This is a genomic window from Luteimonas sp. MC1750, from assembly GCF_016615955.1.
In the GTDB taxonomy this organism is placed as follows: Bacteria; Pseudomonadota; Gammaproteobacteria; order Xanthomonadales; family Xanthomonadaceae; genus Luteimonas.
The window spans coordinates 1,810,980-1,830,533 of record NZ_CP067113.1 but is presented as its reverse complement, the minus strand read 5'-3'; the positions used below and the strand labels follow the sequence as shown (position 1 = coordinate 1,830,533).

The following is a 19,554-nucleotide window of genomic DNA, read 5'->3' as shown; positions in this document are numbered from 1 at the left end:
ATGCCTCGTACCCTGTACCGCACCCGCATCAAGTTCTGTGGCCTGACCCGCGCCGGCGACGTCCGCCTGGCCAGCGAGCTGGGCGTCGACGCCGTCGGCTTCGTGTTCGCGCACGCCAGTTCGCGTCGCATCCACGCGGCCGAGGCGCGCGCGCTGCGCGAGGCGCTGGCGCCCCTGGTGGACGCGGTGGCGGTGTTCCGCGACAACAGCGCCGACGAGATCCGCGAGGTGGTGAAACAGGTCCGGCCCAGCCTCCTGCAGTTCCACGGCGACGAGGACGATGCGTTCTGCCGCCGCTTCGACGTGCCCTGGATCAAGGCGGTGGGCATGGGCGCGAGCGCCGTGCCCACGGGGCCGGCGCTGGGCGCGTCCTGGCCGGGCGCCGCGGCGTTCCTGTTCGACAGCCACGGCGGCGGGCACGACGGAGGCAGCGGCCGCGCCTTCGACTGGGCCACCCTGCCGCCCGGCCTGACCCGTCCGTTCCTGCTGTCAGGCGGCCTGGGCCCCGATAATGTGAACGCGGCGATCAGCGCGACCCGACCCTGGGGCGTCGACGTCAGCAGCGGCATCGAGTCCGCACCCGGCCGCAAGGACGGCGACCTGATGCGCGCCTTCGTGGAAGAGGTGCGGCGCGCCGACTGCCGCCCCGACGACGACACCGCGAGCCCGCAAGGAGGGGCCCGATGAACGACATGCCAGACGATTTCCATGCTTTCCCGGACGCACGCGGCCACTTCGGCCGCCATGGCGGCCGCTTCGTGGCGGAGACCCTGGCGGGTCCGCTGCAGGAGCTGGCCGCAGCCTATGACGCCGCCCGCGCCGATCCCGCCTTCGTCGCGGCCTTCGACGCCGACCTGGCCGATTACGTCGGCCGGCCGAGCCCGATCTACGAGGCCGTGGGCCTGACCCGCCACGTCGGCGGCGCGCGCATCCTGCTCAAGCGCGAGGACCTGAACCACACCGGCGCGCACAAGATCAACAACACCATCGGCCAGGCGCTGCTGGCCAGCCGCATGGGCAAGACCCGGATCATCGCCGAGACCGGCGCCGGCCAGCACGGCGTCGCCAGCGCCACGGTCGCCGCGCGCCTGGGCCTGGAGTGCGTGGTCTACATGGGCGCGACCGACATCGAACGGCAGAAGATCAACGTCTACCGGATGAAGCTGCTGGGCGCCACGGTGGTGCCGGTGACCAGCGGGTCGGCCACGCTCAAGGACGCGCTCAACGAGGCGATGCGCGACTGGGTGACCAACGTCGCCGACACCTTCTACATCATCGGCACGGTGGCCGGTCCCGACCCGTATCCGCGCATGGTGCGCGATTTCAACGCCGTGGTCGGCAAGGAGGCGAGGGCGCAGATGCTGAAGCGCCACGGCCGCCTGCCGGACGTGGTCACCGCCTGCGTGGGCGGCGGCAGCAATGCCATCGGCATCTTCCACGCCTTCCTCAACGACCGCGACGTGCGCCTGGTCGGCGCCGAGGCGGCGGGCGAGGGCATCGCCAGCGGCCAGCACGCGGCATCGATTTCCGCCGGGCGGATCGGCGTCCTGCACGGCAACCGGACCTATGTGCTGTGCGACGACGACGGCCAGGTGATCGAGACCCACTCGGTGTCGGCCGGCCTGGACTATCCGGGGGTCGGGCCGGAGCACGCCTTCCTCGCCGACAGCGGCCGCGCGCAGTACGTCGGCGTGACCGACGACGAAGCGCTCGAGGCCTTCCACCTGCTGGCGCGCACCGAAGGCATCCTCGCGGCGCTGGAATCGAGCCACGCGGTGGCGCAGGCGATCAAGCTCGCCCGCGACATGCCGAAGGATGCGCTGGTGCTCTGCAACCTGTCCGGGCGCGGCGACAAGGACGTGCACACGATCGCCACGCGCGAAGGGGTCGAGGTATGAGCGCGGCGGTCTCGCCGCGGATCGCGCGCCGCTTCGACGCCCTGCGCGCCGCCGGCCGCAAGGCGCTGGTGCCCTTCATCACCGCGGGCGATCCCGGGCTCGAGGACACGGTGCCGGTCATGCACGCCATGGTCGACGCCGGTGCCGATGCGATCGAACTGGGCGTGCCGTTCTCCGACCCGATGGCCGACGGCCCGACCATCCAGCGCAGCTCCGAGCGCGCCATCGCGCGCGGCGCCGGGATGGCCTGGGTGCTGGAGCGCGTGCGCGAGTTCCGCGAGCGCGACGACCACACCCCGGTCACGCTGATGGGCTACCTCAACCCGATCGAGATCCGCGGCGCAGCGGCCTTCGCCGCGGCTGCGTCGACGGCCGGCGTCGACGGCGTGCTGCTCGTCGACCTGCCGCCGGAGGAGACCCCGGAGTTCCGCGAGGCCTTTTCGGCGCAGGGAATCGCGCTGGTCCTGCTGGCCTCGCCGACGACCGACGAGGCACGCATGGGCATGCTCTGCGATCTCGCCCAGGGTTATCTGTACTACGTGAGCATGGCGGGGGTCACCGGCGATTCCGCGCGCCTGGACACCTCCGCCGCCGCCGCGCACCTGCGCGCCATCCGCGCGCGCAGCCCCGTGCCGGTGGTGGTCGGCTTCGGCATCCACGACGCCGCCAGCGCGGCCGCCATGGCCGTGGACGCCGATGGCGTCGTGGTCGGCAGCGCCCTGGTCAGGGCGATGGAGGCCGCGGGAAGCGGACGCGCCGCCGCCGCCGCGGCCGCCTTCCTGGCCCCCCTCAGGGAGGCGCTCGATGCCGGTCCCCGCGGGGCGGTGGGCTAAACTCCCCGGGTTCGCGGCCCCGTCCGCAGAGGATCACAGCAAACGCATGTCCTGGCTCAAGAAAGTCATGCCCGCCCGCATCCGCACCGAGGGCAGTCCCGCACGCAAGCGCAGCGTGCCCGAGGGACTGTGGGAGAAGTGCGACAGCTGCGGCGCGGTGCTCTACCGCCCCGAGCTCGAGGAGAACCTCGAGGTCTGCCCCAAGTGCGCGCACCACATGCCGATCCGCGCCCGCGCGCGGCTGGCGGCCTTCCTGGACGCCGGCAGCGGCGTGGAGATCGGCGCGCGCCTGGGGCCGACCGACGTCCTGCGCTTCCGCGACCAGAAGAAGTACTCCGACCGCATCAAGGCGGCGCAGAAGTCCACCGGCGAGCGCGACGCGCTGATCGCGATGGAAGGGCGCCTCAAGGGCAGCCCGATCGTCGCGGCCGCCTTCGACTTCGCCTACATGGGCGGCTCGATGGGTTCGGTGGTCGGTGAGCGCTTCACCCTGGGCGCCGAACGCGCGCTGGAGATCGGTTCGCCCTTCGTCAACTTCTCCGCCAGCGGTGGCGCGCGCATGCAGGAGAGCCTGTTCTCGCTGATGCAGATGGCCAAGACCTCGGCCGCGCTCGGCCGCCTGCGCGCGGCCGGACTGCCCTACATCTCGGTGATGACGCATCCGACCACCGGCGGCGTCTCCGCCTCGTTCGCGATGCTGGGCGACATCAACCTCGCCGAGCCGAGGGCGCTGATCGGCTTCGCCGGCCCGCGGGTGATCGAACAGACCGTGCGCGAGACCCTGCCCGAAGGCTTCCAGCGCTCGGAGTTCCTGGTCGAGCACGGGGCCATCGACCAGATCTGCGACCGGCGCGAGCTGCGCGCGCGCATCGCCAGCCTGCTGGCCATGCTGATGCGCCAGCCGGCGCCGCCGGCCGACGAGGCCGCGGCATGAGCGCCGGCAAGCGGCGCTGGTTCGGCACCGACGGCATCCGCGGCCGGGTGGGCGAGGGCCCGATCTCGGCCGACTTCATGCTGCGCCTGGGCAATGCCTATGGCCACGCGCTCACCGCGCGGGTGCGCGAAGGCGACGAGTGGCGCAAGCCGCTGGTCATCATCGGCAAGGACACGCGCATCTCGAACTACATGTTCGAGGCGGCGCTGGAGGCCGGGCTGGTCGCGGCCGGCGTCGACGTGCAGCTGATGGGGCCGATGCCGACCCCGGCGGTCGCGCACCTGACGCATTCGATGCGCGCCGACGGCGGCATCGTGATTTCCGCCTCGCACAACCCGCACCACGACAACGGCATCAAGTTCTTCACCGCCGAAGGCGAGAAGCTCGACGACGCCACCGAACTCGCGATCGAGGCCGCGCTGGACCAGCCGTTCTCGACCGTCGCGTCCGACCGCCTGGGCAAGGCGGTGCGCACGCGCGACGCCGTGGGCCGCTACGTCGAGGCCTGCAAGGGCTCGGTGCCGCGCAGCTTCGACCTGGACGGCATGCGCATCGTCGTCGACTGCGCCCATGGCGCCACCTACCAGATCGGACCGATGGTGCTGCGCGAGCTCGGTGCACGCGTGGACGCGATCGGCGTCGATCCCAACGGCACCAACATCAACGACGGCGTGGGCTCCACCCATCCGGAAGGCCTGGCCGAGCGCGTGCGCGCGACCGGCGCCGAGCTCGGCATCGCCTTCGACGGCGACGGCGACCGGGTGATGTTCGTCGACGGCGAAGGCGTGGTGCGCGACGGCGACGACCTGGTCTACCTGCTGGCCTGCGACTGGCAGGAAAGCGGGCGGCTGCGGGGTCCCGTGGCCGGCACGCTGATGACCAACTTCTCGCTCGAGCAGGCGCTGTCCGCGCGCGGCATCGGCTTCATGCGCACGAAAGTGGGCGACCGCTACGTGCACCAGGCCCTGGTCGAACACGGCGGCATCCTCGGCGGCGAGGCCTCGGGGCATCTGCTGTGCCTGGACCGCGCCACCACCGGCGACGGCATCGTCAGCGCGCTGCAGGTGCTGGAAGTGCTGCACCGTCGCGGCACGTCGCTGGCCGACGCCCTGCGCGACCTGCGCAAGGTGCCGCAACGCACGGTCAACGTGCGCGTGGCCAATGGCGCTCGGCCTGCGGAGGCGGGCAGCGTGCAGGCGGCGCTGGCCGAGGCCCAGCGGGCCGTCGAAGGGCGGGGCAGAGCCTTCCTGCGCCCGTCCGGCACCGAGCCCGTGGTGCGCGTCACGGTCGAGGCCGACGACGAAGCGTTGGTCGCGTCCACCCTGGAGCGGCTGGCCGCCGCGGTCCAGGCCGCCACCTGACCCGCGCCCCTTCCGCTCTTGTAGGAGCGGCTACAGCCGCGATCCCGGGATGCCCGGCAGGGCGATCGCGGCTGTAGCCGCTCCTGCAGGGGGGGGCGGCGGGAGCGAGGCGGTATCATGGTGGGCCAGCGTCTCCGTCCGGGGACGAGCCTGACCGAGTGAGCCATGGCCCCCCGCATCCCGACCCTCGACATCCGCCGCTTCACCCATCCCGCCAGCCCCTCGGATCGCGAAGCCTTTGTCGCCGACCTCGGCGCGGCCTACCGCGAGTGGGGCTTCGCCGGCATCCGCAACCACGGCATCCCGCAGCCGCTGATCGACGGGGCCTACGCCGCCTTCAAGGCCTTCTTCGCGCTGCCGGAAGAAACCAAGAAGACGTACCACGTGCCCGGCGGTGGCGGTGCCCGCGGCTACACGCCGTTCGGCGTGGAGACGGCCAAGGATTCGAAGCACTTCGACCTGAAGGAGTTCTGGCACATCGGCCGCGAGATCCCGGACGATTCGAAGTACCGGGACGTGATGCCGCCGAACCTGTGGCCGGACGAGGTCCCGGAATTCCGCGAAAAGGGCTATGCGCTGTACGAGGCGCTCGACCAGCTCGGTTCGCAGGTGCTGCGCGCGCTGGCGCTGCACATCGACCTGCCCGAGAACTACTTCGCGGACAAGACCGACCACGGCAACTCGATCCTGCGGCCGATCCACTATCCGCCGATCACCGCCGACGACATCCCGAACGTGCGGGCCGGCGCGCACGGTGACATCAACTTCATCACGCTGCTGGTCGGCGCCAGCGCGGCCGGCCTCGAGGTGCAGTCGCGCGAGGGCGAGTGGGTGCCGTTCACTTCGGACGCCGACACCATCGTGGTCAACATCGGCGACATGCTGCAGCGCCTGACCAACCATGTGTATCCGTCGACGATCCACCGCGTGGTCAATCCGCCGGGCGAGCTGGCGCGCCAGCCGCGCTACTCGGTGCCGTTCTTCCTGCACCCGAACCCGGACTTCCTGATCGACGTGCTGCCGTCCTGCGTGACCGCGGACAATCCGAGCCGTTACCCGGAACCGATCACGGCGCATGGCTACCTCGAGGAGCGCCTGCGCGAGATCAAGCTCGCCTGACCGGCGGGCAATGCATGGCCACGCAAGTGGCGTGGCCATGACGGAACGTGCGTGAACGCCTAGAATCACCGCTCCCGCCACACCCGAGGTCAGAAATGCGCACTCGCATCGTCGCCGGCAACTGGAAGCTCAACGGCAACCGCAGCTCCGCCGCGGACCTGCTGCAGCAGATGGCGGCAGGCCTGCCGGCCGATGGCGTCGAGGTCGTGGTGCTGCCGCCAGCCACGCTGCTGGCGGGCCTGGTCGAGGCCTGGGGCGCGCGGGGCATCGCCTTCGGCGGCCAGGACGTGAGTGAGCACGGCGAAGGCGCCTACACCGGCGAGGTGTCGGCCGCGATGCTGGCCGACGCCGGCGCGCGCTTCGCGCTCGTGGGGCACTCGGAGCGCCGCCAGTACCACCGCGAGGACAGCGATCTCGTCGCGCGCAAGTTTGCCGCGGCGCTCGCCGCCGGCCTGCGTCCGATCCTGTGCGTTGGCGAGTCGAAGGACGAGCGCGAGGGCGGCACCACCGAGGCGGTGATCGCCTCCCAGCTGCGCCCGGTCCTGGACCTGGTCGGTGCCGAAGGCCTGGCCAGCGCCGTCGTGGCCTACGAGCCGGTCTGGGCGATCGGCACAGGCCTGACCGCCAGCCCGCAGCAGGCCCAGGACGTGCACGCGTTCATCCGTAGCGAGGTCGCGGCAAGGAGTGCTAAGATTGGAAATTCACTGCCGATCCTCTACGGCGGCAGTGTGAAGCCCGCCAACGCCGCCGAGCTGTTCACCCAGCCCGACGTCGACGGAGGCCTGATCGGCGGTGCATCGCTGGTGGCCACGGACTTCATGGCCATCGTGGCCGCGGCGGTCCGCTGACCGTCGGGCACAAGAGAACTGGAACATGCTGCAGCTCATCCTCAACATCGTCTTCGTGCTCGTCGCCATCTCGATGATCGCGCTGATCCTGATGCAGCGCGGCGCGGGCGCCCAGGCCGGTTCCGGCTTCGGCGGCGGCGCCTCGGCCACCGTGTTCGGTGCGCGTGGTGCCTCCAGCTTCCTGACCAAGTCCACCAAGTGGCTTGCGATCGTGTTCTTCGCGCTGACCCTGTTCATGGCCTGGCAGGCCACGAACATGGCCCGCCAGTCCGGTCCGGCCGCGGTCGACCTGGGCGTGATGTCCGAAGTGCCGGCGGCTCCCGCGGCCCCGGCTGCCGATACCGCGGTTCCCTCGGCGCCGCAAGCCGCGCCGATCGTCCCCGACGCCACGGTCCCGGCCGTGCCGGAGGACCAGCCGCCCGCCGCATCGCCCCCCTCGCAGGGGGAAACGGGACGGGAAGTCCCGCAGGGCGGCTGATAGCGATTACACTATCGCGCTCCCGCAGCCATGCGGGATGAGACAGAAAAACTTGCCCAGGTGGCGGAATTGGTAGACGCACTACCTTGAGGTGGTAGCGGCTTAGGTCGTGGGGGTTCGAGTCCCCCCTTGGGCACCATACAAGCGTCGGCGGGACCGGTCACGGTCCCGCCCGACACCAGCAAGCAAAGGGCCGCCGCGCGGCCCGTAGCCGAGAGAACACCGTGCTGGCCGAATACCTGCCGACCCTGTTGTTTCTTTTCGTCGCCACTGGAATCGGCGTCGCCCTGATCCTCGTCGGCAATGCGCTCGGACCGAAGTTCGAGTTCGCCGACAAGTACACCGCCTTCGAATGCGGCTTCCCCGCGTTCGAGGACTCGCGGATGCAGTTCGACATCCGCTACTACCTGATCGCGATCCAGTTCATCGTCTTCGACCTGGAAATCATCTTCATCGTGCCCTGGGCGACCGTGTTCCGTGAGCTCGGCGTGCTCGGCCTGATCGAGATGGGCATCTTCGTCGGCATGCTGCTGATCGGTTTCATCTACGTGTGGAAGAAGGGAGCGCTCGAATGGGAGTGATCCAGGCTGCGCGCAGCCTTGCGGATGCCGCGAGCAATCCGCTGCCCGAGGGCCGCGTCGACGACATCCTGCGGCCGGAGGGCGACAACCCCCTGCTGGAGCAGGGTTTCGTCACCACGAGCTCGGACATCCTGCTCAACTGGGCACGCACGGGTTCGATGTGGCCGGTGACCTTCGGCCTGGCCTGCTGCGCGGTGGAGATGATGCACGCGGGTGCCGCGCGCATGGATCTCGACCGCTACGGCGTGGTGTTCCGTCCATCGCCGCGCCAGTCCGACGTGATGATCGTGGCCGGCACCCTGGTCAACAAGATGGCGCCGGCGCTGCGCCGCGTCTACGACCAGATGCCCAACCCGAAGTGGGTCATCTCGATGGGCAGCTGCGCGAACGGCGGCGGCTACTACCACTATTCGTATGCGGTGGTGCGCGGCTGCGACCGCGTGGTGCCGGTCGACATCTACGTGCCGGGCTGCCCGCCGACGGCCGAGGCGCTGGTGCACGGCATCCTGCAGCTGCAGCGCAAGATCCGCCGCTCGAGCAACTTCGGCGACGAGAAGACGGGGCAGCGCAATGTCTGAGTCCGCGACCGCGTTCGCCGCGCGCCTGCGCGCGCGCTTCCCGCAGGCCTTCGTCGACGTCACGCTGCCGCGTGGCGAGGTCGGCATCGTGCTGGCGGCGTCGGAATGGCGCGCGTCGTGCGAGGCCCTGCGCGACGAGTTCGGCTTCGAGGTCCTGGTGGACCTGTGCGGCGTCGACCATCTTGGCTATGGCACCGACGAGTGGGACACCAACACCTCGTCCGAGGGCTTCAGCCGTGGCGTCGAGGGTCGTGGTCCGGGCCGATTCCGCTATGGCGAGGCCTTCACCCAGCAGCTCGACCGGCCTGACGGCGAGGGCGCGATCCCGCTGCCCGAGAACCGCTTCTCGGTGGTGGTGCAGCTGCTGTCGATCGCCAACAACCGCCGCCTGCGCGTGACCTGCTTCGCGCCCGACGACGCGCTGCCGGTAGTGGATTCGCTGTGCGACGTCTGGGCCGGCGTGAACTGGTTCGAGCGCGAGGCCTTCGACCTGTTCGGCATCGTGTTCCCGGGGCATCCGGACCTGCGCCGCCTGCTGACCGACTACGGCTTCATCGGCCATCCGTTCCGCAAGGACTTCCCGCTGATCGGCAACGTCGAAGTGCGTTACGACCAGGAGAAGCAGCGCGTGGTGTACGAGCCGGTGACCTCGGTGGAGCCGCGCGTGCTGGTGCCGCGCGTGATCCGCGACGATGCCCGCTACGCGACCACGGCCGGCGAAGACCGCGACCTCAAGGTCGGGACGGTGCGCGGCCACGCCGCCGCAGGAGACACCAAGTGAGCATCCGCCCCCCCAGCGAGCTGCTGGCCAGCAGCCCGGCCGAGGCCCGCCAGGAAATCCGCAACTACACGCTGAACTTCGGTCCCCAGCATCCGGCCGCGCACGGCGTGCTGCGCCTGATCCTGGAGATGGACGGCGAGGTGGTGCAGCGTGCCGACCCGCACGTGGGCCTGCTCCACCGCGGCACCGAGAAGCTGGCCGAGTCCAAGCCGTTCAACCAGTCGATCGGCTACATGGACCGCCTCGACTACGTGTCGATGATGTGCAACGAGCACGCCTACGTCCTGGCCATCGAGACCCTGCTGGGGATCGAGGCGCCGGAGCGTGCGCAGTGGATCCGCACGATGTTCGACGAGATCACGCGGGTGCTGAACCACCTGATGTGGATCGGTTCCAACGGCCTCGACCTCGGCGCGATGGCGGTGATGCTGTACTCGTTCCGCGAGCGCGAGGAGCTGATGGACGTCTACGAGGCGGTCAGCGGCGCGCGCATGCACGCAGCCTACTACCGTCCCGGTGGCGTCTATCGCGACCTGCCCGCGCGCATGCCGCAGTACCGCGAGTCGCCGTGGCGCAAGGGCAACAAGCTCAAGCGTTTCAACGAATGGCGCGAAGGGTCGATGCTCGACTTCCTGGACGCCTTCACCCGGGACTTCCCGTCGCGCATCGACGAGTACGAGACGCTTCTCACCGAGAACCGCATCTGGAAGCAGCGCACCGTCGGCGTGGGCGTCATCCCGCCGGAGCAGGCGATGGCCTGGGGCATGTCGGGCGTGATGCTGCGCGGCTCGGGCATCGAGTGGGACCTGCGCAAGAAGCAGCCGTATGCGCGCTACGACCAGGTCGATTTCCGGATCCCGGTTGGCACCAACGGCGACTGCTACGACCGCTACCTGGTGCGCGTGGCCGAGATGCGCGAATCCAACCGGATCATCGCCCAGTGCGTGGCGTGGCTGCGTGCCAACCCCGGCCTGGTGATGGTCGACAACTTCAAGGTCGCGCCTCCCTCCCGCGAGGAGATGAAGGACGACATGGAAGCCCTGATCCACCACTTCAAGCTGTTCTCCGAGGGCTACTGCGTGCCCGCGGGCGAGACCTACCAGGCCGTCGAGGCGCCCAAGGGCGAGTTCGGCTGCTACTTGGTCTCCGACGGGGCCAACAAGCCCTTCCGCGTGCACCTGCGCGCGCCCGGCTTCGCGCACCTGTCTTCGATGGACACGGTGGTGAAGGGGCACATGCTGTCCGACGTCGTGGCGATGGTCGGCACCTATGACCTCGTGTTCGGAGAAGTGGACCGATGAAAGCAACCGGCAACTTCGAGAACGCCCGCAACGTCGATCCGCTGGCGGTGCTCAGCGACGACACGCGCGCGCATATCGACCATTGGGTGGCCAAGTTCCCGCCCGACCGCAAGCGTTCGGCGGTGATCCAGGGCCTGTTCGCGACCCAGCAGCAGAACGGCGGCTTCCTGACCGACGAGCTGATCGCCGCGGTCGCGAAGTACCTCGGCATCCCGCCGGTCTGGGCCTACGAGGTCGCGACCTTCTATTCGATGTTCGAGACCCGCGAGGTCGGCCGCAACAACGTCGCCTTCTGCACCAACATCAGCTGCTGGCTCAACGGTGCCGAAGACCTGGTCGCGCATGCCGAGAGGAAGCTCGGCTGCAAGCTGGGCGAATCGACCGCCGACGGCCGCGTCTACCTCAAGCGCGAGGAAGAGTGCGTGGCCGCGTGCTGCGGCGCCCCGGTGGTCGTGATCAACGGCCATTACCACGAGAAGCTCGACGCGACCCAGGTCGACGCGCTCCTCGACGGACTGAAGTGAGGCTGGACGCAGGCATGGCGCATCACAATACCCACGTCTCCGAAGGCTACGGCCCCGTCGGCCCCGCGCCGAAGGAGCACCAGGCCGTCTACACCACGCTGCACTTCGACAAGCCGTGGTCGTACGAGAACTATCTCAAGACCGGCGGCTACCAGGCGCTGCGCAAGGTGCTGGCCGAGAAGATCCCCCCGGCCGACATCATCGAGATGGTCAAGCAGTCGGGTCTGCGCGGCCGCGGCGGCGCTGGCTTCCCGACCGGGCTGAAGTGGAGCTTCATGCCCAAGGGCGACGTGCAGAAGTACATCCTCTGCAACTCCGACGAGTCGGAGCCGGGCACCTGCAAGGACCGCGACATCCTGCGCTACAACCCGCATTCGGTGATCGAGGGCATGGCGATCGCCTGCTACGCCACCGGCTCCTCGGTCGCCTACAACTACATGCGCGGCGAGTTCCACCACGAGCCCTTCGAGCACATCGAGGAGGCGCTGGCCGAGGCCTATGCGAACGGCTGGCTGGGCCGTGACATCCTCGGCAGCGGCGTGGACATCGACATCCACAACGCGCTGGGTGCCGGCGCCTACATCTGCGGCGAAGAGACCGCGCTGATGGAGTCGCTGGAAGGCAAGAAGGGACAGCCGCGCTACAAGCCGCCGTTCCCGGCCAATTTCGGCCTGTTCGGCAAGCCGACCACGATCAACAACACCGAGACCTATGCCTCGGTGCCGGCGATCCTCCGCAACGGTCCGGAGTGGTTCGCGCAGCTGGGCAAGCCGAACAACGGCGGCTGCAAGATCTTCTCGGTCTCGGGCCACGTGCAGAAGCCGGGCAACTACGAGATCCGCCTCGGCACCCCGTTCTCCGAGCTGCTGGAAATGGCCGGCGGCCTGCGTCCCGGACGTACGCTGAAAGGCGTCATCCCGGGTGGCTCGTCGATGCCGGTGCTGCCGGGCGAGACGATGATGGGCCTGACGATGGACTACGACGCGCTGCAGAAGGCCGGCTCCGGCCTGGGCTCCGGCGCGGTGATCGTGATGGACGACAGCACCTGCATGGTGCGCGCCTGCCAGCGCATCTCGCGCTTCTACTGGCAGGAATCCTGCGGCCAGTGCACGCCGTGCCGCGAGGGCACCGGCTGGATGCACCGCATGCTCACCCGCATCGTCGAAGGCAAGGCGAACATGGAGGACGTCGAGATGCTGCGCGCGTCCGCCGGCCAGATCGAGGGCCACACCATCTGCGCCTTCGGCGAGGCCGCGGCCTGGCCGGTGCAGGGCTTCCTGCGCCACTTCTGGCACGAATTCGAGTACTACATCGAGCACGGGCGTTCGATCGTCGACGCACGCGCGGAGGCCGCGGCATGAGCGCGCAGCCGGTGAACCCGAACCTGCCGCCCGACCACGTCACCGTCTTCATCGACGGCGTGGAGATGGCCGCGCCCAAGGGCTCGATGATCATCCAGGCCGCCGACAAGGCCGGCATCCCGATCCCGCGCTTCTGCTACCACGACAAGCTCGCCATCGCGGCCAACTGCCGCATGTGCCTGGTCGACATCGAGAAGATGGGCAAGCCCGCGCCGGCCTGCGCCACGCCGGTGATGGACGGCATGCGCGTGCAGACGCGCAGCGAGAAGGCGCTGAAGTCGCAGCGCAACGTGATGGAGTTCCTGCTGATCAACCACCCGCTCGACTGCCCGGTCTGCGACCAGGGCGGCGAGTGCGAGCTGCAGGACCTGTCGATCGGCTACGGCCGGTCGGTGAGCCGCTTCGCCGAGCGCAAGCGCACCGTCGCCGACGAGGACCTCGGTCCGCTGGTCGCCACCGAGATGACGCGCTGCATCCACTGCACGCGCTGCGTCCGCGTCACCGCGGAGATCGCCGGCACCTACGAGCTGGGCGGCATGCAGCGCGGCGAGAACCTGCAGATCGGCACCTACGACGGCAAGCCGCTGACCACCGAGCTGTCCGGCAACGTGATCGACGTCTGCCCGGTCGGCGCGCTGACGAACAAGGTGTTCCGCTTCCGCGCCCGCCCCTGGGAGCTGATCGCGAAGGAATCGCTGGGCTACCACGACGCACTGGGCAGCAACCTGTTCCTGCACGCCCGCCGCGGCGAAGTGATGCGCACCGTGCCCCGTGACAACGAGGCCGTGAACGAGTGCTGGCTGTCCGACCGCGACCGCTATTCACACCAGGGCCTGTACGCCGACGACCGCGCCACGCGGCCGATGGTCCGCGTCGCCTCGAACGGCGACGAGGGCGACTGGCGCGAGGCCAGCTGGGACGAGGCGCTGGCGCGCGCCGCGCAGATCCTGCGCGACAACGCCGCCGACGACCTCGGCGTCCTGGTGCATCCGTCGACCTCCAACGAGGAGGGCGCGCTGATCGCACGCCTCGCCGAAGCCCTTGGCACCGGCAACCTCGACCACCGCATCGCCCAGCACGACCTGTCCGACGGCGCCGTGGCCGAAGCCTTCGGCATGCCGGTCGAGGACATCGAGAAGGCCGATGCCATCGTCATCGTCGGCAGCCACCTGCGCCACGAGCTGCCGCTGGTGCACCAGCGCGTGCGCAAGGCCTGGCGCGCAGGCGCGAAGGTGCACGTGGTCAATCCGGTGGACTTCGAGTTCACCTTCGACATCGCGCACACGTCGATCGTCGCACCGTCGCGGATCGCCGACGCGCTGGCTTCGGCGGAGCTTGCGTCCGCGCTCGACGGCGCCGTGCGACCGGTGGTGATCGTCGGCGCGCTGGCCGAATGCGGCATCCATGCCGCGGCCATCCGCCGCGCCGCCGCCGACTTCGCCGGTCGCGTAAACGCCGCGCTGTGCCGCATCCCGCAGGGCGCCAACGCGGTCGGCCTGGCGCGCATGGGCGTGCTTCCCGCTTCGCGCGATGCCGGCGGCATGCTGGCCCAGCCGCGCGCGGGCTACGTGATCTACGGCATCGAGCCGGGCCTCGACTTCGCCGACCAGGCGAAGGCGATGCAGGCCCTGGGCGGTGCGCAGGTGGTGGCCTTCAGCCACTTCGCCTGCCAGTCGACGCGCCGCATCGCCGACGTGATCCTGCCGATCGGCCTGCTGCCGGAGCTCGATGCCAGCCTGACCAACCTCGATGGCCGCGAGCAGCGCACCGTCGCCGGCGGCAAGCTGCCGGGCGAGGCGCGTCCGGGCTGGAAGGCGCTGCGTGCGCTGGGTGGCCTGCTGGAGCTGGACGGCTTCGACTTCACCGACTTCGCCGGCGCGCGTGCGCTGGTGTCCCCGCGCCGGGTCGAGGTCGCGCGCGGCGCGGCGCCGGCGGCAGGCGAGGGCGGCCTCGAGCTCGCGGTGGCGCAGGCGATCTACCGCGTCGACGGCGTGACCCGCCGGGCGGCGGCGCTGCAGGCGCATCCGCTGAGCGTGGGCGCACGCATCACCCTCAATCCCGATGACGCATCCGCGGCCGGGCTGCGCGACGGCGCGATGGCGCGCGTCGCCAACGGCGCCGGTACCGCGACCCTGCCGGTCGCCACCAGCGAGCGCGTCGCGCGCGGTGCGGCCCTGGTCGAGTCCGGTTACGGCGCCACCGCGGCGCTCGGCGCCGGCGCGGTGCGGGTGGAGGCCGCATGAGCACGACGACGAACAACACCGCCGGCGTGCTGCTCGGCTGGTTCGAACCCCTGCGCAGCTGGCTGGATTCGCTCGGCCCGGTCGGCACCGTCCTGTGGCTGGTGCTGCTGATCCTCGCGATCATGATGCCGGTGATCATCGCCGTGGCGTTCTACGTGGTCTGGGAGCGCAAGCTGATCGCCTGGATGCATGTCCGCCACGGGCCGATGTACGTCGGCTTCGGCGTGCTGCAGGCCTTCGCCGACGTCTTCAAGCTGCTGTTCAAGGAAGTCATCCGGCCGAGCGCCGCGCACAAGGTGCTGTACATCCTGGCGCCGCTCATCACCCTGGCGCCCGCGCTCGCGGCCTGGGCGGTGGTGCCGTTCGACACGCGCATGGTGCTGTCCAACGCCAATGCCGGCCTGCTGTACCTGCTGGCGATGACCTCGCTGGCGGTCTACGGCGTGATCCTGGCGGGCTGGGCCTCCAACTCCAAGTACGCCTTCCTCGGCGCCATGCGCTCGGCGGCCCAGGTGGTGAGCTACGAGATCGCCATGGGCTTCGCCCTGGTCGGCGTCATGGTCGCCTCCGGCAGCCTGAACCTGAGCGAGATCGTGATGGCGCAGTCGGGCGACGCCGGCTTCCTGGAATGGTTCTGGGTGCCGCTCCTGCCGCTGTTCGTCATCTACTACGTGTCGGGCGTGGCCGAGACCAACCGTTCGCCCTTCGACGTGGTCGAGGGCGAGAGCGAGATCGTCGCCGGCCACATGGTCGAGTACTCGGGCGCGGTGTTCGCGCTGTTCTTCCTGGCCGAGTACGCCAACATGATCCTGGTGAGCTTCCTCACCGCGATCTTCTTCCTGGGTGGCTGGCTGTCGCCGATCCCGGTGGCCTGGATCCCGGACATCCCGGTGCTCTCGGTCATCCTGGGTGACGGCTGGTGGTGGCTGTTCGCCAAGGCCTTCTTCTTCGCCAGCTGCTTCGTCTGGTTCCGCGCGACGTTCCCGCGCTACCGCTACGACCAGATCATGCGCCTGGGCTGGAAGGTGTTCATTCCGCTGTCGATCGCGTGGATCGCGGTGACGGCGCTGATGGCGTACTTCGGCGTCTTCGAGGCAGGTGCTTGATGGGCAAGTTCGTTTCCTGGGCCAGGAGCCTGCTGCTGATCGAGATGATCCGCGGCATGGCGCTGACCGTCAGCTACCTGTGGCGCCCGAAGTACACGATGATGTACCCGATGGAGAAGATCCCGCAGTCGCCGCGGTTCCGGGGACTGCATGCGCTGCGTCGCTACCCGAACGGCGAAGAGCGCTGCATCGCCTGCAAGCTGTGCGAGGCGGTCTGCCCGGCGCTGGCGATCACCATCGACTCCGAACAGCGCGAGGACAACACGCGGCGCACCACGCGCTACGAAATCGACCTGTTCAAGTGCATCTTCTGCGGCTTCTGCGAGGAATCGTGCCCGGTGGACTCGATCGTCGAGACCCACATCCACGAGTACCACTTCGAGAACCGCGGCGAGAACATCGTCACCAAGCCGCAGCTGCTGGCCCTGGGCGACCGCCTGGAGGCGGAGATCGCCGAACGCCGCGCCGCCGACGCCGCATACAGGTAAGCCATGGACTTCGTACAGCTCGCATTCTTCGCATTCGCAGCGGTCGCGATCGCCGGCGCCATCGGCGTGATCGGCGCGCGCAACCCGGTGCACTCGGCGCTGTTCCTGGTGCTGACCTTCTTCAGCGTGGCCTGCACCTGGATCATCGCGGGCGCCGAATTCCTCGGGGTCGCGCTGGTGCTGGTCTACGTCGGCGCGGTGATGGTCCTGTTCCTGTTCGTGGTGATGATGCTCGACATCGACCTGGTGCCGATCAACGAGGGCTACGTGCGCTACCTGCCGGTCGGACTGGTCGTGGCGGTGGTGATGCTGCTCGAGCTGCTGTCGCTGATCGGGATCATGGCCTTCGTCGCCACGCCGTTCGCACCCGACGCGGTCGAGGCCGCCGGGGTGTCGAACACGGTGTGGATCGCGCGCCGGCTGTTCACCGACTTCCTGCTGCCGTTCGAGGTCGCCGCGGTGATCCTCACCGTCGCGGTGGTCGCGGCGGTGACGCTCACCCTGCGCCGCCGTCCCGGCACCAAGCACCAGGTCCCGGGCGACCAGGTCCGCACGCGTCCGGGTGACCGCCTGCGCATGGTCGACATGCCCGCATCGGTGCACGTCGCCGACGACGCAGCGCCGGCCACCGATGCCACCGGCGTGGAGGGCAAGTGATGGAATTCCTCGGACAGGGCCTCGCGCTTGGCCACTACCTGACGCTGGCGACCGCGCTGTTCTGCATCAGCGTCGCCGGAATCTTCCTCAACCGGAAGAACGTGATCATCCTGCTGATGTGCATCGAGCTGATGCTGCTCTCGGTGAACATCAATTTCATCGCCTTCTCGCGCGAGTTCGGCGACGCCGCCGGCCAGGTCTTCGTGTTCTTCATCCTCACCGTGGCCGCGGCCGAGGCCGCGATCGGCCTGGCGATCCTGGTCACGCTGTTCCGCAACCGGCGCACGATCAACGTCGCCGAACTCGACACGCTGAAGGGCTGACGGAATGCCTGGCATGGAAATTGTCATCTCGAAGGCGGTGCTGATCGCGATCGTGATCGCGCCGCTCCTTGGCGCGATCATCGCCGGCCTGTTCGGCCGCCAGGTCGGTCGCGTCGGTGCGCAGACGGCCACGATCCTGGGCGTGGCGGTCAGCTGCGCGCTGTCGAGCTTGGTGCTCTGGCAGCTGGTCGGGCAGGGCGCCGCGCCGTTCAACGAGAACCTCTACACCTGGTTCCAGGTCGCCGGCTACGAGATCCACGTCGGCTTCATGGTCGACCGGCTGACCGCGATGATGATGGTGGTGGTGACCTTCGTGTCGCTGCTGGTCCACATCTACACCATCGGCTACATGGCCGACGACCCGGGCTACCAGCGCTTCTTCAGCTATATCAGCCTGTTCACCTTCTCCATGCTGACGCTGGTGATGGCCAACAACTTCTTCCAGCTGTTCTTCGGCTGGGAAGCGGTGGGCGTGGTGTCGTACCTGCTGATCGGCTTCTGGTTCAAGCGTCCGACCGCGGTGTTCGCGAACCTCAAGGCCTTCCTGGTCAACCGCGTGGGTGACTTCGGCATGCTGCTGGGCATTGCCGGCGTCGCCTACTGGTTCGGCACGCTCGACTACGCCACGGTCTTCGCCAATGCCGGGCCGACGATCGGCGGCGGCCAGGTGATCGAGATCATCCCGGGCTATGCCTGGTCGGTGGCGACCCTGATCTGCATCTGCCTCTTCGTCGGTGCCATGGGCAAGTCGGCGCAGGTTCCGCTGCATGTGTGGCTTCCGGACTCGATGGAAGGCCCGACCCCGATCTCGGCGCTGATCCACGCCGCGACCATGGTCACCGCCGGCATCTTCATGGTGGCGCGCATGTCGCCGCTGTTCGAGCTCAGCCAGACCGCGCTGCAGTTCATCCTCTTCATCGGCGCGACCACGGCCTTCTTCACCGGCCTGATCGGCATCGTGCAGAACGACATCAAGCGCGTGGTCGCGTATTCGACGCTGTCGCAGCTCGGCTACATGACCGTGGCGCTGGGCGTGTCGGCGTACTCGGCGGCGGTGTTCCACCTGATGACCCATGCCTTCTTCAAGGCGCTGCTGTTCCTCGGCGCCGGCTCGGTGATCATCGCCATGCACCACGAGCAGGACATGCGCCGCATGGGCGGCCTGCGCCGGTACATGCCGATCACTTTCGCCACCATGCTGATCGGCACCCTGGCCCTGGTCGCGACGCCGTTCTTCAGCGGCTTCTACTCCAAGGACACCATCATCGAAGCGGCGAAGTTCGGCGCCGAGGGGATGGGCTGGGTCGGCACCTATGGCTACTGGGCGGTCCTGCTCGGCGCCTTCGTCACCTCGTTCTACAGCTTCCGCCTGCTGTACATGACCTTCTTCGGGCGCGAGCGCTTCCGCGAGGTCGAGCAGTCGCATCCCGCCGAGGCGCACGGCACGCATGGGGAAGAGACCCGCCACGAGCCCTCGCAGCTCGACGCGCACGGGCATTCCGCGCACGACCACCACCACGGCGTGCACGAGCCGCACGAGTCGCCCTGGGTGGTGACCCTGCCGCTGGTGCTGCTGGCGATTCCCTCGATCGCGATCGGCTTCTTCACCGCCGGCCCGATGCTGTTCGGCACCAGCTGGAGCGGCGGCGCGCAGGTGATGCCGTTCTTCACCGGCGCGATCGACCTGCTGCCGGAGAACGACACCCTCGCGCGCGTGGCGTCCGAGCTGTGGCACGGACCGGTGGCGTTCGCGCTGCACGGTTTCCTGACGCCCGCCTTCTGGCTGACGCTGGCCGGCTTCGTACTCGCCACGGTCATGTACTGGTGGCGTCCCGAGCTCGCGACGAAGGCCCGCAGCATGTTCGCGCTGCCGGTCAACGTGCTCGAGAAGAAGTACTGGGCCGATGATCTCTGGATCGGCGGCTTGGCGGGCGGCAGCCTGCAGCTCGGAAAGGCGTCCAGCGCGGTCGACGGCCGCCTGATCGATGGCGTCATCGTCAACGGCACCGCGCGACTGGTCGGACTGGTGTCGGCCGTCTCGCGCCGGCTGCAGTCGGGCCGCCTCTATGACTATGCATTCGCGATGATCGTCGGCCTGATCCTGCTGTTGGCCGTGCTGATCTACCTCTGGACCTGACGG

20 protein-coding genes and 1 tRNA gene are annotated in these 19,554 nt (G+C 69.1%); all 21 read left to right on the top strand.

The window, feature by feature from the left end; translation table 11 throughout:
• The 21 genes from JGR68_RS08475 (at position 1) to nuoL (ending at position 19,551) form a co-directional block, all read left to right on the top strand.
• A complete protein-coding gene (locus JGR68_RS08475; RefSeq protein ID WP_199361873.1) occupies positions 1 to 687 on the top strand; it encodes a phosphoribosylanthranilate isomerase in 687 nt (228 codons plus the stop codon).
• Positions 684 to 1,898, top strand: a complete 1,215-nt coding sequence (gene trpB, locus JGR68_RS08470) for a tryptophan synthase subunit beta (protein ID WP_199361874.1) — start codon at positions 684 to 686, stop codon at positions 1,896 to 1,898. The genes JGR68_RS08475 and trpB overlap by 4 nt, the downstream gene beginning before the upstream one ends.
• On the top strand, positions 1,895 to 2,731 hold the full coding sequence (gene trpA, locus JGR68_RS08465) for a tryptophan synthase subunit alpha (protein ID WP_199361875.1): 837 nt from the start codon (positions 1,895 to 1,897) through the stop codon (positions 2,729 to 2,731). Before trpB ends, trpA begins: the two co-directional genes overlap by 4 nt.
• Before the next feature lie 46 nt (positions 2,732 to 2,777).
• Positions 2,778 to 3,665: an acetyl-CoA carboxylase, carboxyltransferase subunit beta gene (gene accD, locus JGR68_RS08460; RefSeq protein WP_199361876.1), complete on the top strand. Its 888-nt coding sequence runs from the start codon at positions 2,778 to 2,780 to the stop codon at positions 3,663 to 3,665.
• Complete coding sequence (gene glmM / locus JGR68_RS08455; RefSeq protein WP_199361877.1) at positions 3,662 to 5,026, top strand: phosphoglucosamine mutase; 1,365 nt, start codon at positions 3,662 to 3,664, stop codon at positions 5,024 to 5,026. Before accD ends, glmM begins: the two co-directional genes overlap by 4 nt.
• 165 nt (positions 5,027 to 5,191) lie before the next feature.
• Positions 5,192 to 6,145 carry an isopenicillin N synthase family oxygenase gene (locus JGR68_RS08450; RefSeq protein ID WP_199361878.1) on the top strand — a complete coding sequence of 318 codons (954 nt, stop codon included), beginning with the start codon at positions 5,192 to 5,194 and terminating at the stop codon, positions 6,143 to 6,145.
• A 95-nt stretch (positions 6,146 to 6,240) separates the two neighbouring features.
• Positions 6,241 to 6,993 carry a triose-phosphate isomerase gene (tpiA, locus tag JGR68_RS08445; protein WP_199361879.1) on the top strand — a complete coding sequence of 251 codons (753 nt, stop codon included), beginning with the start codon at positions 6,241 to 6,243 and terminating at the stop codon, positions 6,991 to 6,993.
• Positions 6,994 to 7,018: 25 nt separating this feature from the next.
• A complete protein-coding gene (gene secG / locus JGR68_RS08440; protein ID WP_199361880.1) occupies positions 7,019 to 7,471 on the top strand; it encodes a preprotein translocase subunit SecG in 453 nt (150 codons plus the stop codon).
• Positions 7,472 to 7,525: 54 nt separating this feature from the next.
• Positions 7,526 to 7,610, top strand: a tRNA-Leu gene (locus tag JGR68_RS08435).
• Positions 7,611 to 7,695: 85 nt separating this feature from the next.
• Entirely contained in the window at positions 7,696 to 8,052 is a 357-nt protein-coding gene (gene ndhC / locus JGR68_RS08430) for an NADH-quinone oxidoreductase subunit A (protein WP_199361881.1), read from the top strand.
• Complete coding sequence (locus tag JGR68_RS08425) at positions 8,043 to 8,630, top strand: NADH-quinone oxidoreductase subunit B (RefSeq protein ID WP_199361882.1); 588 nt, start codon at positions 8,043 to 8,045, stop codon at positions 8,628 to 8,630. The genes ndhC and JGR68_RS08425 overlap by 10 nt, the downstream gene beginning before the upstream one ends.
• Complete coding sequence (locus JGR68_RS08420; RefSeq protein WP_199361883.1) at positions 8,623 to 9,411, top strand: NADH-quinone oxidoreductase subunit C; 789 nt, start codon at positions 8,623 to 8,625, stop codon at positions 9,409 to 9,411. Before JGR68_RS08425 ends, JGR68_RS08420 begins: the two co-directional genes overlap by 8 nt.
• Entirely contained in the window at positions 9,408 to 10,712 is a 1,305-nt protein-coding gene (locus JGR68_RS08415; protein ID WP_199361884.1) for an NADH-quinone oxidoreductase subunit D, read from the top strand. Before JGR68_RS08420 ends, JGR68_RS08415 begins: the two co-directional genes overlap by 4 nt.
• Positions 10,709 to 11,236 carry an NADH-quinone oxidoreductase subunit NuoE gene (nuoE, locus tag JGR68_RS08410; RefSeq protein ID WP_199361885.1) on the top strand — a complete coding sequence of 176 codons (528 nt, stop codon included), beginning with the start codon at positions 10,709 to 10,711 and terminating at the stop codon, positions 11,234 to 11,236. The genes JGR68_RS08415 and nuoE overlap by 4 nt, the downstream gene beginning before the upstream one ends.
• A 14-nt stretch (positions 11,237 to 11,250) precedes the next feature.
• Positions 11,251 to 12,597 carry an NADH-quinone oxidoreductase subunit NuoF gene (nuoF, locus tag JGR68_RS08405; RefSeq protein WP_199361886.1) on the top strand — a complete coding sequence of 449 codons (1,347 nt, stop codon included), beginning with the start codon at positions 11,251 to 11,253 and terminating at the stop codon, positions 12,595 to 12,597.
• Entirely contained in the window at positions 12,594 to 14,840 is a 2,247-nt protein-coding gene (gene nuoG, locus JGR68_RS08400) for an NADH-quinone oxidoreductase subunit NuoG (protein ID WP_199361887.1), read from the top strand. Before nuoF ends, nuoG begins: the two co-directional genes overlap by 4 nt.
• Positions 14,837 to 15,946, top strand: a complete 1,110-nt coding sequence (gene nuoH / locus JGR68_RS08395; RefSeq protein ID WP_199361888.1) for an NADH-quinone oxidoreductase subunit NuoH — start codon at positions 14,837 to 14,839, stop codon at positions 15,944 to 15,946. Before nuoG ends, nuoH begins: the two co-directional genes overlap by 4 nt.
• The gene (gene nuoI / locus JGR68_RS08390; protein ID WP_199361889.1) at positions 15,946 to 16,434 is read left to right on the top strand and encodes an NADH-quinone oxidoreductase subunit NuoI; all 489 of its coding nucleotides are present in this window, start codon (positions 15,946 to 15,948) and stop codon (positions 16,432 to 16,434) included. The genes nuoH and nuoI overlap by 1 nt, the downstream gene beginning before the upstream one ends.
• 3 nt (positions 16,435 to 16,437) lie before the next feature.
• A complete protein-coding gene (locus JGR68_RS08385; protein WP_199361890.1) occupies positions 16,438 to 17,091 on the top strand; it encodes an NADH-quinone oxidoreductase subunit J in 654 nt (217 codons plus the stop codon).
• Positions 17,091 to 17,414: an NADH-quinone oxidoreductase subunit NuoK gene (nuoK, locus tag JGR68_RS08380; protein ID WP_199361891.1), complete on the top strand. Its 324-nt coding sequence runs from the start codon at positions 17,091 to 17,093 to the stop codon at positions 17,412 to 17,414. Before JGR68_RS08385 ends, nuoK begins: the two co-directional genes overlap by 1 nt.
• Before the next feature lie 13 nt (positions 17,415 to 17,427).
• The gene (gene nuoL / locus JGR68_RS08375) at positions 17,428 to 19,551 is read left to right on the top strand and encodes an NADH-quinone oxidoreductase subunit L (RefSeq protein ID WP_199361892.1); all 2,124 of its coding nucleotides are present in this window, start codon (positions 17,428 to 17,430) and stop codon (positions 19,549 to 19,551) included.
• Positions 19,552 to 19,554 lie beyond the last annotated feature (3 nt).

What these genes read in the sequence shown, in the direction of transcription:
- JGR68_RS08475 (WP_199361873.1), top strand. Translation starts at nt 1, where the DNA reads ATGCCTCGTACCCTGTACCGCACCCGCATCAAGTTCTGTGGCCTGACC.
- trpB (WP_199361874.1), top strand. Translation starts at nt 684, where the DNA reads ATGAACGACATGCCAGACGATTTCCATGCTTTCCCGGACGCACGCGGC.
- trpA (WP_199361875.1), top strand. Translation starts at nt 1,895, where the DNA reads ATGAGCGCGGCGGTCTCGCCGCGGATCGCGCGCCGCTTCGACGCCCTG.
- accD (WP_199361876.1), top strand. Translation starts at nt 2,778, where the DNA reads ATGTCCTGGCTCAAGAAAGTCATGCCCGCCCGCATCCGCACCGAGGGC.
- glmM (WP_199361877.1), top strand. Translation starts at nt 3,662, where the DNA reads ATGAGCGCCGGCAAGCGGCGCTGGTTCGGCACCGACGGCATCCGCGGC.
- JGR68_RS08450 (WP_199361878.1), top strand. Translation starts at nt 5,192, where the DNA reads ATGGCCCCCCGCATCCCGACCCTCGACATCCGCCGCTTCACCCATCCC.
- tpiA (WP_199361879.1), top strand. Translation starts at nt 6,241, where the DNA reads ATGCGCACTCGCATCGTCGCCGGCAACTGGAAGCTCAACGGCAACCGC.
- secG (WP_199361880.1), top strand. Translation starts at nt 7,019, where the DNA reads ATGCTGCAGCTCATCCTCAACATCGTCTTCGTGCTCGTCGCCATCTCG.
- JGR68_RS08425 (WP_199361882.1), top strand. Translation starts at nt 8,043, where the DNA reads ATGGGAGTGATCCAGGCTGCGCGCAGCCTTGCGGATGCCGCGAGCAAT.
- JGR68_RS08420 (WP_199361883.1), top strand. Translation starts at nt 8,623, where the DNA reads ATGTCTGAGTCCGCGACCGCGTTCGCCGCGCGCCTGCGCGCGCGCTTC.
- nuoE (WP_199361885.1), top strand. Translation starts at nt 10,709, where the DNA reads ATGAAAGCAACCGGCAACTTCGAGAACGCCCGCAACGTCGATCCGCTG.
- nuoF (WP_199361886.1), top strand. Translation starts at nt 11,251, where the DNA reads ATGGCGCATCACAATACCCACGTCTCCGAAGGCTACGGCCCCGTCGGC.
- nuoG (WP_199361887.1), top strand. Translation starts at nt 12,594, where the DNA reads ATGAGCGCGCAGCCGGTGAACCCGAACCTGCCGCCCGACCACGTCACC.
- nuoH (WP_199361888.1), top strand. Translation starts at nt 14,837, where the DNA reads ATGAGCACGACGACGAACAACACCGCCGGCGTGCTGCTCGGCTGGTTC.
- nuoI (WP_199361889.1), top strand. Translation starts at nt 15,946, where the DNA reads ATGGGCAAGTTCGTTTCCTGGGCCAGGAGCCTGCTGCTGATCGAGATG.
- JGR68_RS08385 (WP_199361890.1), top strand. Translation starts at nt 16,438, where the DNA reads ATGGACTTCGTACAGCTCGCATTCTTCGCATTCGCAGCGGTCGCGATC.
- nuoK (WP_199361891.1), top strand. Translation starts at nt 17,091, where the DNA reads ATGGAATTCCTCGGACAGGGCCTCGCGCTTGGCCACTACCTGACGCTG.
- nuoL (WP_199361892.1), top strand. Translation starts at nt 17,428, where the DNA reads ATGGAAATTGTCATCTCGAAGGCGGTGCTGATCGCGATCGTGATCGCG.